The 14,898-nt window shown below is 73.8% G+C and carries 10 protein-coding genes; 6 read left to right on the top strand and 4 right to left on the bottom strand.

What is annotated here, in order from left to right:
- Positions 1-23 precede the first annotated feature (23 nt).
- Both amrS and AB0P03_RS10300 read right to left on the bottom strand, forming a co-directional pair.
- Entirely contained in the window at positions 24-1,460 is a 1,437-nt protein-coding gene (amrS, locus tag AB0P03_RS10305; RefSeq protein WP_363581846.1) for an AmmeMemoRadiSam system radical SAM enzyme, read from the bottom strand.
- 851 nt (positions 1,461-2,311) lie between these two features.
- A complete protein-coding gene (locus AB0P03_RS10300; protein WP_363628399.1) occupies positions 2,312-2,950 on the bottom strand; it encodes a TetR/AcrR family transcriptional regulator C-terminal domain-containing protein in 639 nt (212 codons plus the stop codon).
- A 54-nt stretch (positions 2,951-3,004) separates the two neighbouring features.
- Here AB0P03_RS10300 and AB0P03_RS10295 point away from each other — a divergent pair, with 54 nt between their 5' ends.
- The 6 genes from AB0P03_RS10295 (at position 3,005) to AB0P03_RS10270 (ending at position 12,112) form a co-directional block, all read left to right on the top strand.
- Entirely contained in the window at positions 3,005-4,519 is a 1,515-nt protein-coding gene (locus AB0P03_RS10295) for an FAD-dependent monooxygenase (RefSeq protein ID WP_363628397.1), read from the top strand.
- A gap of 147 nt (positions 4,520-4,666) precedes the next feature.
- Positions 4,667-5,545: a BadF/BadG/BcrA/BcrD ATPase family protein gene (locus AB0P03_RS10290; protein WP_363628395.1), complete on the top strand. Its 879-nt coding sequence runs from the start codon at positions 4,667-4,669 to the stop codon at positions 5,543-5,545.
- Positions 5,546-5,738: 193 nt separating this feature from the next.
- Positions 5,739-8,471: a penicillin acylase family protein gene (locus tag AB0P03_RS10285; protein WP_363628431.1), complete on the top strand. Its 2,733-nt coding sequence runs from the start codon at positions 5,739-5,741 to the stop codon at positions 8,469-8,471.
- A gap of 201 nt (positions 8,472-8,672) precedes the next feature.
- Entirely contained in the window at positions 8,673-9,227 is a 555-nt protein-coding gene (locus AB0P03_RS10280; protein ID WP_363628393.1) for a YceI family protein, read from the top strand.
- A 111-nt stretch (positions 9,228-9,338) separates the two neighbouring features.
- Positions 9,339-10,577, top strand: coding sequence for a pyridoxal-phosphate dependent enzyme (locus AB0P03_RS10275; RefSeq protein ID WP_363628391.1), 1,239 nt, complete (start codon positions 9,339-9,341; stop codon positions 10,575-10,577).
- A 179-nt stretch (positions 10,578-10,756) separates the two neighbouring features.
- Positions 10,757-12,112 (top strand): hypothetical protein, encoded by a 1,356-nt coding sequence (locus AB0P03_RS10270; RefSeq protein WP_363628429.1) that lies wholly within the window; start codon positions 10,757-10,759, stop codon positions 12,110-12,112.
- Positions 12,113-12,177: 65 nt separating this feature from the next.
- Here the strand turns inward: AB0P03_RS10270 and AB0P03_RS10265 are convergent, their stop codons facing one another.
- Together AB0P03_RS10265 and AB0P03_RS10260 are read right to left on the bottom strand one after the other, a co-directional pair.
- A complete protein-coding gene (locus AB0P03_RS10265; protein WP_363628389.1) occupies positions 12,178-13,233 on the bottom strand; it encodes an NADP-dependent oxidoreductase in 1,056 nt (351 codons plus the stop codon).
- A complete protein-coding gene (locus AB0P03_RS10260; RefSeq protein WP_363581915.1) occupies positions 13,230-14,894 on the bottom strand; it encodes an NAD(P)/FAD-dependent oxidoreductase in 1,665 nt (554 codons plus the stop codon). Before AB0P03_RS10260 ends, AB0P03_RS10265 begins: the two co-directional genes overlap by 4 nt.
- Positions 14,895-14,898 lie beyond the last annotated feature (4 nt).

Below are 14,898 nucleotides of genomic sequence, written 5' to 3'. Positions count from 1 at the left end.
CTCCGTCGCGCTCGCGGGCCCGGTCATGACCTGGCGCGGGGCTGGAAGAGCGGCAGCGGCGAGACGTCCTCGTTCAGCGTTCCGGCGGAGGCCTCCACGGTCGGGAAGTGCGCGCGGTCGAAGACCTGGTGGAGGCTGGAGGTGCACTGCGGAGGTACGGCCACCTGGACGCCGACCTCGCCCGCCGTGCTCTTGGCCGCGATGTACCGGAAGCTCTCCTGCGGGGCCAGGTCGATGACCTGCCAGCCCTGCTCCGCGGCCGGGTCGCCGTAGCGGCGGTGGTAGGCCCGAACCGGCGCGGCGGAGGTGTTGCGCACCTGGACGTGCAGGGCGCGGACGTCGCCGTGCCAGTCGAAGCGGGCCAGGTCCAGGCCCTCGGCGGCGGGGAGTTCCGGCACCCGGGCGCGCGGGCGGGCGTCGGGCAGCAGGACGATCGGCGAGCGGGCGCCGCAGCCGATGCAGGCGCCGGCCGCGTCCAGGCCGACCAGGTCGGCGTTCAGGCCGTAGCGGGTGATCTGGAGCTGCCCGCACCGGTGGCACCAGGTGTTGGTCGACTCCGTGTCGTACACGTTCCCCAGGTAGACGTGGTTGAGCCCCATGTCCATGGCGACCTTGCGGGCCCGTTCCAGCCGGTCGACGGGGGTGCGGATGGTGTTGGTCATCTTGTAGTCCGGGTGGAAGCGCACGAAGTGCGTGGGCACGTCCGGGCTGAGCCGCTCGCCGACGAACCTCGCCATGTCCCGGGCGGTCGCCTCGTCGTCGCTGAGGTCGGTGACCATCAGCGTGGAGACCTCGACGTGCTTCCCGGCCCGGAACACCTGCTCGGTGCCCTCCAGGACCGGTTCCAGCCAGCCCTTGGTGATCTTCCGGTAGTACTTCGGGTCCAGGGACTTGATCGACACCGAGAAGATGTCGATCACCGGGATCAGTTCCTCGATCGCCTCGCCGCTGATGAAGAACGCGGACTTGTAGAGGTTGACGATTCCCGCCGCCTTGGCGAGGGCGGCCGTCTCCACCACGAACTCGTGCCACACCACCGGGTCGTTGTAGGTCCAGGAGATCACCTTCACGCCGTGCCGGACGGCGATGTCCACGACCTCCTCGGGCGTGTAGTGGTAGACGTCCTTGTCCTCCACGTGGCGCGCCTGCGACGTCTTCCAGTTGTGGCAGTAGTCGCAGTTGAGCATGCAGCCGACGTTCCCCATCGAGAGGATCCGGGCGCCGGGCGCGTAGTGGAACACCGCCTCGGTCTCGATGGTCTCCTCGGTGGCGTGGACCGAGCGCCCGTAGTTCAGGGTCACCAGGCGGCCGTCCCGGTTGGCCCGGACCATGCAGAATCCGTGCTGGCCGGGGCGGATCCGGCAGTTCCGGGGGCTGAGATGACATCGGACCACGCCGTCGTCCAGGCGTTCCTCCAGCCTGGCGGGGCGCGGTTCCTTGTCCCAGGTGTTCTGCGACATGGCTGTTCCTTCCGTGCGGTGGTACGGACACGGTGGTACGGAGGCGGTGGTGCGGCGGTGGTGGTACGGCGGCGACGGGTCGGTCCCGGACGGGCAGGGGCGGACGGGCAGGGGCGGGCGGCCCGGTGCGGTCGTCCGCGCCGGGCGGGGCCCTCCGGATCAGGCCGTCGCCGGAGGAGGTGCGGTCACGTGCGCGGGGCACGCCGGGACGGGGCGCGCCGGGGCGGCGCGGTCAGGAAACCCGAATTCCCGCACTGTGGTGTGGAATTCGACATCGGCCCGCCCGTACATCCGCCCGTGGTCCGGAACGCCACTGTCCCGATGTCTCGCTTTCACCGGGCGGGCCGGTTCCGCGCGGGTTTCCGCGGTCACGAACGTCAAGCGGATCTCACTTTCCCTCATGACGAAGCCACTGCTGAGAAAAACGCCTCGTGAAGAGGCCGAAGCGGAGCGGGAGTTCGGTGAGAAATTCGCCAACTGCGATGAGCTTCGGCGTACGGGCTCCCGCCTGTCAAGAAGTCCGCGTGCCGCCCGATCCGGCCAACACCGGGAAGCGGACAGCGCCCTCCGGTCGCGGCGGGGAGCAGGTTAGGCAAGCCTCACAAACGGTGATCTCGCGCCTGCCCAGCGGGTTCCCGGGCCGGGGAACGGCGGGGGCCGATCCGGCGGGGCGGCGCGGCCGGGATCGCCCGGTGCGGGAGGAGGGCCGAAAATCGCCGCCGATCGGTGGAATACCTGCCGCCACAGGGCCGATCGGCCGTCCCACCCGCCGCTCGCCGAGCACCGGTAAAGGCGGTCCCGAGGGGGGGCGTGTGGAGCGGCCGGGGCAACGAGGGGCGGCTGCTGGGAATTCAGGGGGCGGTGGGGCCGGACGGGGAGAGGATCCGGGAGAGGCCGAACTCGAAGCGCTCGGTGAAGGCGGCGTCCTCCAGGTGCGGGGCGACCCGGGCGAGCGCCGGGTAGTCGCCGCCGGCGATGGCCGGGCCGAGGGTGTGCACGCCGTCCTGGGCGGCCAGGGCCTGCTCCTCCTGGGCCAGGCCGAGGGTCAGGTACTGGATGGTCCAGAACACCCAGGACGCGTGGCGCTCGTCCAGTCCGCCGTCGAGGAGCGCGGCGATCATGGCGTCGGTGAAGCGCAGGGTGCCGGGCTCGGCGGCGTAGGTGCCGGCGACGATGACCGCGCCGTCGCGGTGGGCCAGCAGGCACCGGCGGTAGCGGTGGGCGAGCTCGCGGGCCCGTTCGCGCCAGGGCGCGGGCAGGTCGTCGAGCGGGATCTCACCGACGATCGCGTCCGCCATGAGTTCCAGCAGGCGGCCTTTGGTCTTGGCGTGCCAGAGCACGGTGTTCATCCGGACGCCGAGCCGTTCGGCGACGCCGCGCACGGAGACGGCGGCGGCGCCCTTGTCGTCCAGCAGGTCGAGGGCGGCGCGGACCACCGTGTCGGAGTCGAGTCGGGTCCGGGGGGCGTCCGGGGCTTGCTTCTTGGTCACTGACCTAGTCTACTGGAGCAAGTCATTGGTCACCGACCAAGAGAGGGATGAGTCATGGAACAGGTCGTCATCGCCGGCGGGGGCCCGGTCGGGCTCTGGCTCGCCGCCGAACTCCGGCTGCAGGGCATCGAGGTCACCGTGCTGGAGAGCCGCACCGAACCCGACCCGCACTCGCGGGCCACCACCGTGCACCCGCGCACCCTGGAACTGCTGGCCTGCCGCGGCCTGGTGGAGCCCTTCCTCGCCGAGGGCGTCCGAATCCCCGGCGGGCACTTCGCCGCACTGCCGCCCCGGTTGGACTTCAGCCGGCTGGACACGCCGTACCCGTTCACGCTCGCACTCCCCCAGGTGCGCACCGAGGCACTGCTGGCCGAACACCTCCGCTCGACCGGCGCCCGGCTGCTGCGCGGACACCGCGTCACCGGGCTGGACCAAGGCGACGACGCGGTCACCGTCCACGTCCACGGCCCGGACGGCCCCCACCGGCTGCGCACCGCCTACCTGGTCGGCTGCGACGGCACCCGCAGCACCGTGCGCGAGGCGGCGGGCATCGGCTTCCCCGGCACCCCGGCCACCGCCTGGGCCTGGATGGCGGACGCCGTGCTCGACGCACCACCGCACTGGCGCTCCGTCTCCAACGAGCAGGGCACCGTGATGGTCTTCCCGCTGCCCGGCGGGGTGCACCGGGTGGTCGGCAACGACACGGCGACCGTCCACACCAAGCCCGGCCCGCTGACCTTCGAGCAGCTGCGCGCCAAGGTCCGCGGGATCACCGGGACGGACTTCGGGATGCGCGAGGCCGGCTGGATCTCGACCTTCGGCAACGCCTCCCGCCAGGCCGACCGGTACCGGCACGGGCGGGTCCTGGTGGCGGGCGACGCCGCGCACTCGCACTTCCCGGCCGGCGGGCCCGGACTCAACGTCGGCATGCAGGACGCCGCCAACCTCGGCTGGAAGCTCGCCCGCACCATCACCGGCGCCGCCCCCGACGGCCTGCTCGACAGCTACCACGCCGAGCGCCACCCGGTCGGCGTGGAGCTGCTGCGCTCCACCCACGCCCAGTCCGGGCTGATGACCGACCACTCGCGGACGACACTGGCCCTGCGCGGCCTGCTCGCCGAACTCATCACCGGCGTCGACGAGTTCTCGGACGAACTGGCCGGTCGCGCGGCCGGCCTCACGACCGCCTACCCGGCCGACCCCGCCGGCGGGGCGCACCCGCTGACCGGCTCCCGGGCGCCCGACCTGAGGCCCGCCGGGCCCGCGGACGGCACCGGCCTGTTCACGCTGCTGCGCCCGGGCCGCCACGTCCTGCTCGACCTCACCGGCCGGGCCGGCACCGAGTTCGCCGCCCTCGCCCACGCCACCAGCCCGGGCGTGACGGTACACAGCGCGCCGCTCGCCGCGTCGCGGCCCGCCTGGCTCGGCGTCACCGCCGCCCTGGTCCGGCCCGACGGGCACCTGGCCTGGCTCACCGAGGAGCAGCACCTCCCCGCACTGGTCACGGCCGCGCACGCGGCCGTCACGGCGACGACCGCCCACCCTTCCGCCGCGATCCCTCTACGCTGAGGACCGATCGGCCCACGGGCGCCCCCTCCGGAGCCCCGAGGGCCGGCGGCAGCCGCTCGCGCAGGTCCGCGGCGCCCTGCCGGCCGCCGACCTGATGCCGCTCACCACCACCCCGGCCACCCGCCGAGCCCGCACCGGAGCCGCCCGATGACCACCCTCCACCTCGGCGTCGACGCCGGCGGCAGCCACACCCGCGCCGTCCTCCTGGACGCCGCGGGCGCCGTCCGGGGCCGCGGCGAGAGCCCCGGCGCCAACCCCGCCGGAGAGGGCCCGGAGCCGGCGCTCGACCGGCTGGCGGCGGCGGTCACGGCCGCCCTCGACACCCGCGGCCCGGACCGCATCGCCGCCTGCCTGATCGGCCTCGCCGGGTACCGCTCCCTACCGGACCCGGACGCGTTCGCCGAGCGCTGCCGGGCCGCCCTCGGCCTGCGCCACCCGGTACGACTCGTCCCCGACACCGTCCCGGCCCTGGCCTCCGGCGGCGTCACCGACGGCCACGGCACCGTCCTGATCGCGGGCACGGGCGCGATCTGCGTCCGGCTCGCCGGTGCCCGCACGCTCGCGCACACCGGCGGGCTCGGCTGGCTGCTCGGCGACGAGGGCGGCGGCTTCTGGCTCGGCCGCGAGGCCCTGCGCCACGCCCACGCCGACCCGGCCGGCCCGCTCGGCACCGCCATCCGCGCCCGCTGCGCCGCCGACTCCCCCGACGCCCTGCTCCGCTGGGCCTACGCCGGCCCGCCCCGCCGGCTCGCCACCCTCGCCCCGCTGGTCTCCCGGCTCGCCGCGCAGGGCGACCCGGCCGCCCGCGCCATCGCCGACACCGCCGCCGACCACCTGGCCGCCCTCGCCCGCGCCACCGCCGCCCCCACCGAACCCCTGGTCCTCACCGGCTCGGTGGCCACCGCCCCCGGCCCGATCCGCGAGCGCCTCCACCACCTCCTCGCCGACCTCCACCCCCGCCTCCCCCGCACCGACCCCGCCACCGCCGCCGCCCACCTCGCCACCCGCCTCGCCACCGGGCGGTAGACGGCCCGGACGGATCACCAACCCGGCCGCGCCCCACCGAAAATGGCATGCACGCCACTAGCCAACCGGTCAGTAACGCCCCTACCGTCGAGCTCCCGTGGCTTCGACGGAGGAGCTCCCCTTGCGCCTACGCCCCCACCCCCTGCGCTTCCCGGCCGCCGCCGTCGCGTCGGCCCTGCTCGTCACCGCCGCCCTGACCACCACCCCCACCGCCGCCGCCCCCGCCGCCCCGACCGCCACCGCGGCCGACTACTGCGGCGGCCACTGCCGGGACATCCTGCCGCCCGGCGAGAACGGCAACGCCACGCTCGCCGAGATCCTGCTCAACCGGATGTTCGGCAGCCGCCCCGCCCACACCGACGACCAGCTCGGCCCGTACGCCGCCCTCGCCTCCGGCTACCCGGGCCTGACCGAGGCCAAGCTGCGCGACTTCTTCAACGACGCCTCCTTCGGCGTCCCCGCCGACCAGGTGGCCAGCACCATCAGCCCGCGCGCCGACGTCACCATCGTCCGCGACAAGGCCACCGGCGTCCCGCACATCACCGGCACCACCCGCTACGGCACCGAGTACGGCGCGGGCTACGCCGCCGCCCAGGACCGGCTGTGGGTGATGGACCTGTTCCGACACGTGGGCCGCGGCCAGCTGTCCGGCTTCGCCGGCGGCGCCGCCGCCAACCGCCAGCTGGAGCAGAGCTTCTGGCAGGCCGCGCCGTACACCGAGGCGGAACTGCAACAGCAGATCGACGCCCTGGCGGCCCGCGGCGGCCGGGCCGCCCAGGCCCTCACCGACGCGAACGCCTACCTCGACGGCATCAACCAGTACGCCAAGGAGTCCTACAACGCCCGCACCTTCCCCGGCGAGTACGACCTGACCGGGCACATCGACCCGATCACCAACGCCGGGTCGATCGAACCGTTCAAGCTGACCGACCTGGTCGCCCTGGCCTCCGTGGTCGGCGCCCTGTTCGGCTCCGGCGGCGGCGGTGAACTCGCCTCCGCCCAGGTCAAGTCGGCCGCCGAGGCCCGCTACGGCAAGGACGCCGGGGACGCGGTCTGGAAGTCGCTGCGCGAGGCCGACGACCCGGAGGCCGTCCAGACCCTGCACGACGGCCAGCGCTTCCCCTACGCCCCGGTCCCCGACGCCCCGCAGGGCGAGGCACTGCCCGACCCCGGCTCGGTGGTGCCCGAGCGGATGATCTACGACGCCACCGGCACGGGCGCCGGCGCCGCGAGGACGGCCGCCCCTGGCGTGCTGCCCGGCAGCCTGCTCACCGCCAAGCACGGCATGTCCAACGCCCTGCTGGTCTCCGGCGCCCACACCGACGACGGCCACCCGGTCGCCGTGTTCGGCCCGCAGACCGGCTACTTCGCCCCGCAGCTGCTGATGCTGGAGGAGATCCAGGGCCCCGGCATCAGCGCGCGCGGCGCGGCCTTCGCCGGCCTGAGCTTCTACGTGCAGCTAGGCCGCGGCCAGGACTACGCCTGGAGCGCCACCTCCGCCGGGCAGGACATCACCGACACCTACGCCGTCCCGCTCTGCACCACCGACGGCTCCCCGGCCACCACCGCCGCCGACTCCTACCTCTGGCACGGCCAGTGCGTCCCCTTCGACCGGCTGGAACGCAAGAACACCTGGAACCCGACCACCGCCGACTCCACCGCCGCCGGCTCCTACACCCTGGTCATGTACCGCAGCAGGTACGGCCTGGTGACCGCCCGCGGCACGGTCGGCGGCGCCCCCGTGGCCTTCACCTCGCTGCGCTCCACCTACCGGCACGAGGCGGACTCCATCATCGGCTTCCAGGAGCTCAACGACCCGGGCGCGGTGCACGACGCCGCGAGCTTCCAGCAGGCGGCGCAGGACATCAACTACACCTTCAACTGGTTCTACGCCGACTCCCGCGACATCGCGTACTACAACTCCGGCAGCAACCCGGTGCGCGCCCCCGGGGTCGACGCCGGCCTGCCGCTGCGCGCCGAACCGGCCTACGAGTGGGCCGACTTCGACCCCGCGACCAACACCGCCCGGTACACCCCGGCGGCCGAGCACCCGCAGTCCGTCAACCAGGACTACTACATCTCCTGGAACAACAAGCAGGCCGACGGCTTCACCTCGGCCGGGTTCGGCAACGGCTCGGTGCACCGCGGCAACCTGCTCGACGACCGGGTCAAGGCGCTGCTGCGCAACGGCGGCAAGGCGAGCCGGGTCTCGCTCACCCAGGCCATGGCGAGCGCCGCCCTGGCCGACCTGCGCGCCGAGGACGTCCTGCCGGACCTGATCCGGGTGCTGCGCAGCGCCCCCGTCACCGATCCGGCCGCCGCCACCGCGCTCCAGCAGTTGGAGGCCTGGCTGGCGGACGGCGCCCAGCGGAAGGAGACGTCGCCCGGCAGCCACGGCTACGCGGACGCCGCCGCGATCCGCGTCCTGGACGCCTGGTGGCCGCTGGTCGCGGAGGGCGTCATGCGGCCCGGCCTCGGGGACCAGCTGTTCACGGCCCTGACCGGCGCCCTGCAGATCAACGAGTCACCCTCCGGCGGCCAGACCGGTCCCGGCAGCGGCGGCCCGGTGAGCGCCAACGAGGCGATCCCGCACAAGGGTTCGGCCTTCCAGTACGGCTGGTGGAGCTACCTGGACAAGGACCTGCGGTCCGTCCTGGGAGACCAGGTGGCCGGCCCGCTGGCCCGCCCGTACTGCGGCGGGGGCGATCTGGCGGCCTGCCGGGGCGTGCTGCTGGACACCCTGAAGCGGGCGGCCGCCCAGACCCCGGCCCAGGTCTACCCGGGCGACGCGGACTGCTCCGTCGGCGACCAGTGGTGCGCCGACACGATCATCCAGCGCCCGCTCGGCGGTGTCACGGACGACAAGACCACCTGGCAGAACCGTCCGACCTACCAGCAGGTGGTGCAGTTCCCGAGCCACCGCTGAGCCCGTGCCCTGAAACGGCCGCGGGTGCCCCCGTCCACCCGGGCGGGGGCACCCGCGTGGAAGACAGCGGCCCGGGCCCGACGGGCGGGGACGGGGCGCAGCACCTAGCGTGGTCCGGGGCCGACCCAGGCGTCAGCGGCCCCCTAGGACCCCCGCGATTCCCCGGAGAGGCCCCAAACACGCCCAGGAGGTAAGCCGACCATGACCGTCTCCCTGTCCGAGCTCACCGGGGACTACGTCCTCGACCCCGCCCACACCCGGATCGGCTTCGTGGCGCGCCACGCCATGGTGACCAAGGTCCGCGGCTCCTTCACCGCCTTCGAGGGCAGCGCCCACCTGGACGGCGCCGACCCGGGCCGTTCCACCGCCCGGGTGACGATCCGGACGGAGAGCATCGACACCGGCGTCGAGCAGCGCGACCAGCACCTGCGCACCAACGACTTCCTGGACGCGCCGAACTTCCCGACCATCGCCTTCGCCACGACGGCGGTCGAGCCGCGCGGGGACGGCGAGTTCCGGGTGACGGGCGACCTCACCGTCAAGGACGTCACCCGCCCGGTCACCATCGACGTCGAGTACACGGGCAACGCCGTCGACCCCTACGGCAACCTGCGGGTGGGCCTGGAGGGCTCGGTGACGATCAGCCGTAAGGACTTCGGGGTGACCTGGAACGCGGCCCTGGAGGGCGGCGGCGTCCTGGTCGGCGACAAGGTCGTCCTGGAGTTCGACGTCTCGGCCGTCCGACAGGCCCAGTAGCGGCCGCAGGAGCCAGGAGCGGCCCGCCGGAGCCCCTGGGGCGCGGCAGCCCCAGCCACGGGCCCCGGAATCCGCCGGACCGGGCGGCGCAGGCCCGGTTAGGCTCCTGACATGGCGACAGACGGCTCCCTCGCAACCGGCCAGCGCTCCCTCGGCGATCCCACCCTCGACTACCCGTTGTGGCCCCCGCTCACCGCGGGCTGTCCCCGCACCGGCACCGAGGACGTCTCCTACCCCGTCGAGGTCGACTACGCCTACCGCGAGGCCGACGCGGCAGCCCTGTTCGCCCCGGGCACGGACGCCGGGGCGCCGCGCGGCGGGCTGGAGCGGTGGGCCCCGCTGCTGCCGCCGCTGCTCGCGCCGGGCCTGGGCGAGGGCGGCACGCCGCTGGTCGAGCTCGAACCCGGGGTGTACGTCAAGGACGAGGCCCGCAACCCGACCTGGAGCCACAAGGACCGGCTGAACCGCTGCACCACCAGCGCCGCCGTGGGGGTCGGCGCGCCCGGGATCGCGGTGGCCTCCTCCGGCAACCACGGCGCGTCCGCCGCCGCCTACGCCGCCCGTGCCGGGCTGCGCTGCGTGGTGTTCACCGGGCCCGACCTGCCGCCGGCCGTCGACGCGTTCCTCAACGCCTACGGCGCCGTCGTGCTGCCGGTGCCGTGGGAGGCCCGCTGGCCACTGCTGCGGCAGGTCGTGGACCGGCTGGGCCTGCACCCGGTCAGCAACCTCACCACCACCCACACCGGCCACGCGTACGGCCCAGAGGGCTACAAGACCGTCGCGTACGAGATCTTCCGGGACATCGGCGTGCCCGCCGCGGTGTTCGTGCCCACCGGCTACGGGGAGCTGCTCTTCGGCGTCTGGAAGGGCTTCAGCGAACTGCACCGGCTCGGCCTGGCCGACCGGGTGCCGCGCATCGTCGCCTGCGAGTCCGCGTCCGGTGCGCCGCTCGCCCTGGCCGTCCGCCAGGGCCTGCCGGCGGCCCGGGTGACGGTGGGGCCGAGCGAGGCGTACTCGATCGCCTCCCCGGTCGGCGGTTACCGGGGCGTGGTCGCGGTCCGCGAGAGCGGCGGCCGGGTGCTGGCCCTGGACGACGGCCAACTCGCGGCCGCCCAGGCCGAACTGGCCCGCTCCGGGCTCTGGACGGAGCTGTCCGCGGCGGCCGGGCTCGCCGGGCTGCGCAGCCTCGGCGGCGTCGAGGGCCTCGGGGAGGCCGAGGGGCCGGTGGTGTGCGTGTCGACGTCCAGCGGTTTCAAGGACCGGGGCGTCGGCGCGCGGTCGACCGCGCCGGTCACCCCGGAGTGGGAGGAGGTCCGCCGCCGGCTGCACGCGGCCGGAATCCGCGGCTAGCGGGACTCCCCCCGACTCACGCCCGGCGTTGGAGGCCTGCTGTTCGCCGTCCGGTTCTCCGGCGTAGGGTTGGCGTTCGCCGCGGCCGCCCAGGCTGGTCCGGATCCGCACCGCCCCCGCTCCTCTCCGTGCGTCGAAGGGCTGTCACCGTGTCCCGTTCCCCCCGCCGTCTGCTCCCGCTGGCCGTCGCCGTCGCGGCGGTGCCCGTACTCGCCCTGCCGGTGGTCCCGGCCACCGCGGCCTCGTACGGCACTCCGACGATCACCTTCTCGGCCGGCTACCTGTCCGGCGCGGTCGGCGCCACCGGCGATCCGACGGTGTCCGTTGCGGTGGCGCAGAGCGGGGCCGCGGCCTCGGCGCTGACCGTCGCCGCCTCGGCGAGCACCCGCAGTGCCGTCGCGCGGACCGGCGACGTGGCGGTGACGGGCACCGGCGGCACCCGCACCCTGGCGGTCGCCGCGCAGGGCGTCGGCTACACCGACCTCACCATCAAGGTGACCGGCCTGGGCGGCAAGACCGCGACCCGCACCCTGCACTACGCGGCCTCCCCCGCCGTCCGGTTCCCGGCCGCCAGCCGCTACCTGACCGGTTCCAGCGACGCCTCCGCCGCGGTGGACGCGGGCGGCGGCTACATCCTGGTCGGCGACGACGAGTCCAACGTGCTGCGGCTGTACGACCGCAACGCCTCCGGCGCGCCGGTCCGCACCTGGGACTTCAGCTCCGCGCTCGGCGTCTCCAAGGAGATCGACATCGAGGCCGCGGCCCGGGTCGGCGACACGATCTACTGGACGGGCTCGCTCGGCAACAACAAGGACGGCAAGGTCAAGCCGGACCGGCACACCGTGTTCACCACGAAGGTCACCGGCTCGGGCGCCGACACCCAGCTCTCGCTGGCCGGTTCGTACCACGGCCTGCGCGACGACCTGATCGCCTGGGACGGCGCCCACGGCGACCGCTACGGCTTCGCGGCGGGCGCGGCGGACGGGCAGGCGCCCAAGCAGATCGACGGATTCAACGTCGAGGGGCTGGAGTTCGCCCCGGGCAGCACCACCACCGCGTACATCGGCTTCCGCGCGCCGCTGACCCCGGCGGTCACCGGCGGCCGCGCGCTGCTCGTCCCGGTCACCAACCTCCCGTCGCTGCTGTCCGGTTCGGCCTCGCACGCGACCTTCGGCGAGCCGGTCGAGCTGGACCTCGGCGGTCTCTCCATCCGCGACCTGCGCCGCAACGACCTCGGCCAGTACCTGATCGTGGCCGGCTCCTGGTCCGCCGAGGACAACTCCGCCCCGTACGCCCTCTACCGCTGGAACGGGCAGTCGGGCTCACAGCCGGTCAAGCTGGTCGACCTGCCGACCAGCGACGCCGGCGCCTGGGAGGCCGTCCCGGACGTACCGAACCTGGACGCCCCCGGCGCCCGGGCCCAGCTGATCACCGACGACGGCTCCGCCGACCTGTACGGCGACGGCACCGCTGCCAAGGACCTCGCCCAGCCGGAGTGGAAGAAGTCCCGCTCCACCTGGTTCACCCTGAACTGACCTGCGCGCCGCCGGGGCGGGCACACGAACCGCCCGCCCCGGCCGGGCCCCGCCGACCGCCCGGCTCAGAGTTCGACGAGCACCTTGCCCCGGCTCGCGGAGCGGTCCACGTACAGGCTGCGGTAGGCGGCCGGGATGTTGTCGAAGCCCCGGTGGACGGTCTGCTGGTAGCCCAGGTCCCCGCTGCGGACGAGGGCGCCCAGCTCCTGCCGCAGCGCCGACCAGTTCTCCTCGGTGAACCACTCCAGCGAGAAGATGCCGCGGATGGTGGTGCGCGGGAACATGATCATCGGCAGCAGCCGCGGGCCCGTCCAGTCGCCGCCGACCTGGCTGCCCCACTGCCAGCAGACCGCGACCCGGCTGTCCACGGCGAGCAGGGAGAAGACCGCGTCGGTGAGCGCCCCGCCGAGGCTGTCGAAGTAGCGGTCGATGCCGGCCGGGGCGAGCTTGGCGAGTTCCTCCCGCAGCCGCTCGGGGTCGTCGCCGTCGCGGTAGAGCAGGACCGCGTCGAAGCCCAGCTCACGCAGCCGGGCGGCCTTGGCCGGGGTGGCCGTGGTGCCGATGACCCGGGCCCCCCGGTGCCGGGCCAGCTGTCCGACCACCGAACCGACCGCCCCGGACGCCCCGCTGACCAGCACGGTGTCCCCCGGCCGGACCTCCAGGAACTTCTCGACCGTGCCCCAGGCGGTCATCCCCGGGCCGCCGAGGACACCGAGGGCGGTGGAGATCGGCAGGGCGTCGTCGTAGTCGCTCCGGTCCAGCCGCCGGTAGGCGGGGAAGACCATCGGGAAGGTGCCGGTCTGCCAGAACGCCGGGGCGCCGTTGCTGATCACGTGGGTGCGCCAGCCGCCGAAGCCCTGCACGAGGTCGCCGACGGCGAAGGCGGCGTCCGGCCCGGCCTCCACCACCTCCATGATGGAGTCCGCGCCCATGTGGTCGCCGATCGGGGTGTCCAGGGCGATCCCCTGGAGGTACGGGTCGACCGAGACGTACCTGGTCCGCAGCAGCATCTCGTCCGCGGCGAGGCGGACGTCCACCTCCTCGACCACCTTCCGGTACATCCGTTCGACGTCCGGCACGCCGTCCACGTGCTCGCGGACGACCCACTTCTCGACCCTCATGAGGTGACTCCAAACCGCCGGTCGGCGGGCCCGACCGGTTCGATGACCAGGGTGGGCGGCGGCGCGCTGTCGTCCACGGCAGCGGTGAACGGCCGGCCGTCGTCGCGGCAGATGAACTGGACGACGTGCCGGCCGGCGGCGGCCGCCCGGATCAGTCCCCCCGTGGTCGCCCACACGCCGGAGAGGTAGAAGTTCGCCAGGCCGGGCAGCCCGGGCCCGTTGCGCTTGATCTCGTCCTCCAGGGTCTCGCCGCTCTCCACGAACGGCTGCCAGCCGAGCACCGTGCCGTCGTAGTTGCCGGTGTAGCGGACCTGGGTGAGCGGGGTGGACACGTCCTTGACGGCGACGGCGTCCCTCAGACCGGGGTGGTGCCCGTCCAGGAACTCCACGATGGCGTCCCGCACCCGGCGCTTCTCGCGCTGGTACTCGCGCCCGCGCCCCACCGGCAGGGTGTGCAGTTCCTCGCCCCGCCGCAACCGTGGCGCCTGCTCCGGGCCGGTGCTCAACTCCCGCCAGGGGGCGATGTCGCAGAAGTAGCTGGCGTAGACGACGGTCGTCGCGGCGGGCGACAGCTCGGGGTAGTGGCGGCTGCGGAACTGGACGTTGATGCTGGGGTGGCGGATGCCGGTGAGCCGGTCGGCGACCTCGTCCTCCAGCAGGTAGGTGGTGCACGGGTCCCCGGCCGGGAAGGGGCGGCGCAGGCCGAGGAAGACGGTGAGGTAGCCGGGGAAGACCATGCCGGGCTCGGTGATGGTCCGGGTGTACAGCCGGCGGTAGGTGTCGTTCAGGTAGCGGCCCTTGAGCAGGTCCAGCATGGTGGTGCGTCCGTCGCAGGCGGCGACCACGATGTCCGCCCGGATCTCCCGGCCGTCGCTCAGCCGCACCCCGACGGCCCGGTCCTGCTCGACCAGGATCTCGGCCACCTTGGTGTTGTAGCTGATCTCGCCGCCGAGCCGCCGGTAGCGCTGCTCGATCGAGCGGGCCAGCCCGAGCGAACCGCCCTCCGGCACCCCGGCCGACTGACCGGCGTGCGAGGCGAGTTGGAAGTAGGTGGGCAGCACCGGGAAGTTGGGGTGCTTCTCGTAGAGCACGAAGTTGAACGCCTCGCGCAGCAGCGGGCTCCGGAAGCGCGCCGAGTAGTCGCTCATCAGCACCGTGATCGAGCGCCGGATGACGTTGAAGTACGGCAGGAACGAGGCGAGCATCCGCCAGCGCTCGGCCCGGCCCATCAGTCCGACCGGCTTGAGGAAGGGGTAACGGACCAGGGCGCGGCGGAACTTGCGCAGCCCCTCGCAGAACTGCCGGATCCGCCGGGCGTCCTCCGGGGCGAGGTCGAGCAGGTGCGCTTCCAGGCGGTCGGGGTCGGAGTAGAAGTAGACGGCGCGCCCGTCCCGGGTGCGCACCACGTTGAAGACGTCGAAGTTGCGCATCACCTTGCCCTGCAACGCGCCGAGTTCGAGCCAGATCTGGTGCATCTCGTTGCCGGGGCCGCTGCCGAGCAGCCAGCTCACGCAGCAGTCGAAGGTGAACTCGCCGCGGTCCCAGGCCGTGCAGCAGCCGCCGGGGAGTTCGTGCATCTCCAGGACGGTGGTGCGGTAGCCGTTCATCTGTGCGTAGCAGCCGGTCGACAGGCCGCCCAGCCCGCCCCCGACGATCACCATGGTC

This window comes from Kitasatospora sp. NPDC088779, from assembly GCF_040685395.1.
Classification (GTDB): domain Bacteria; phylum Actinomycetota; class Actinomycetes; order Streptomycetales; family Streptomycetaceae; genus Kitasatospora.
This window is presented reverse-complemented; position numbering and strand designations above follow the sequence as displayed.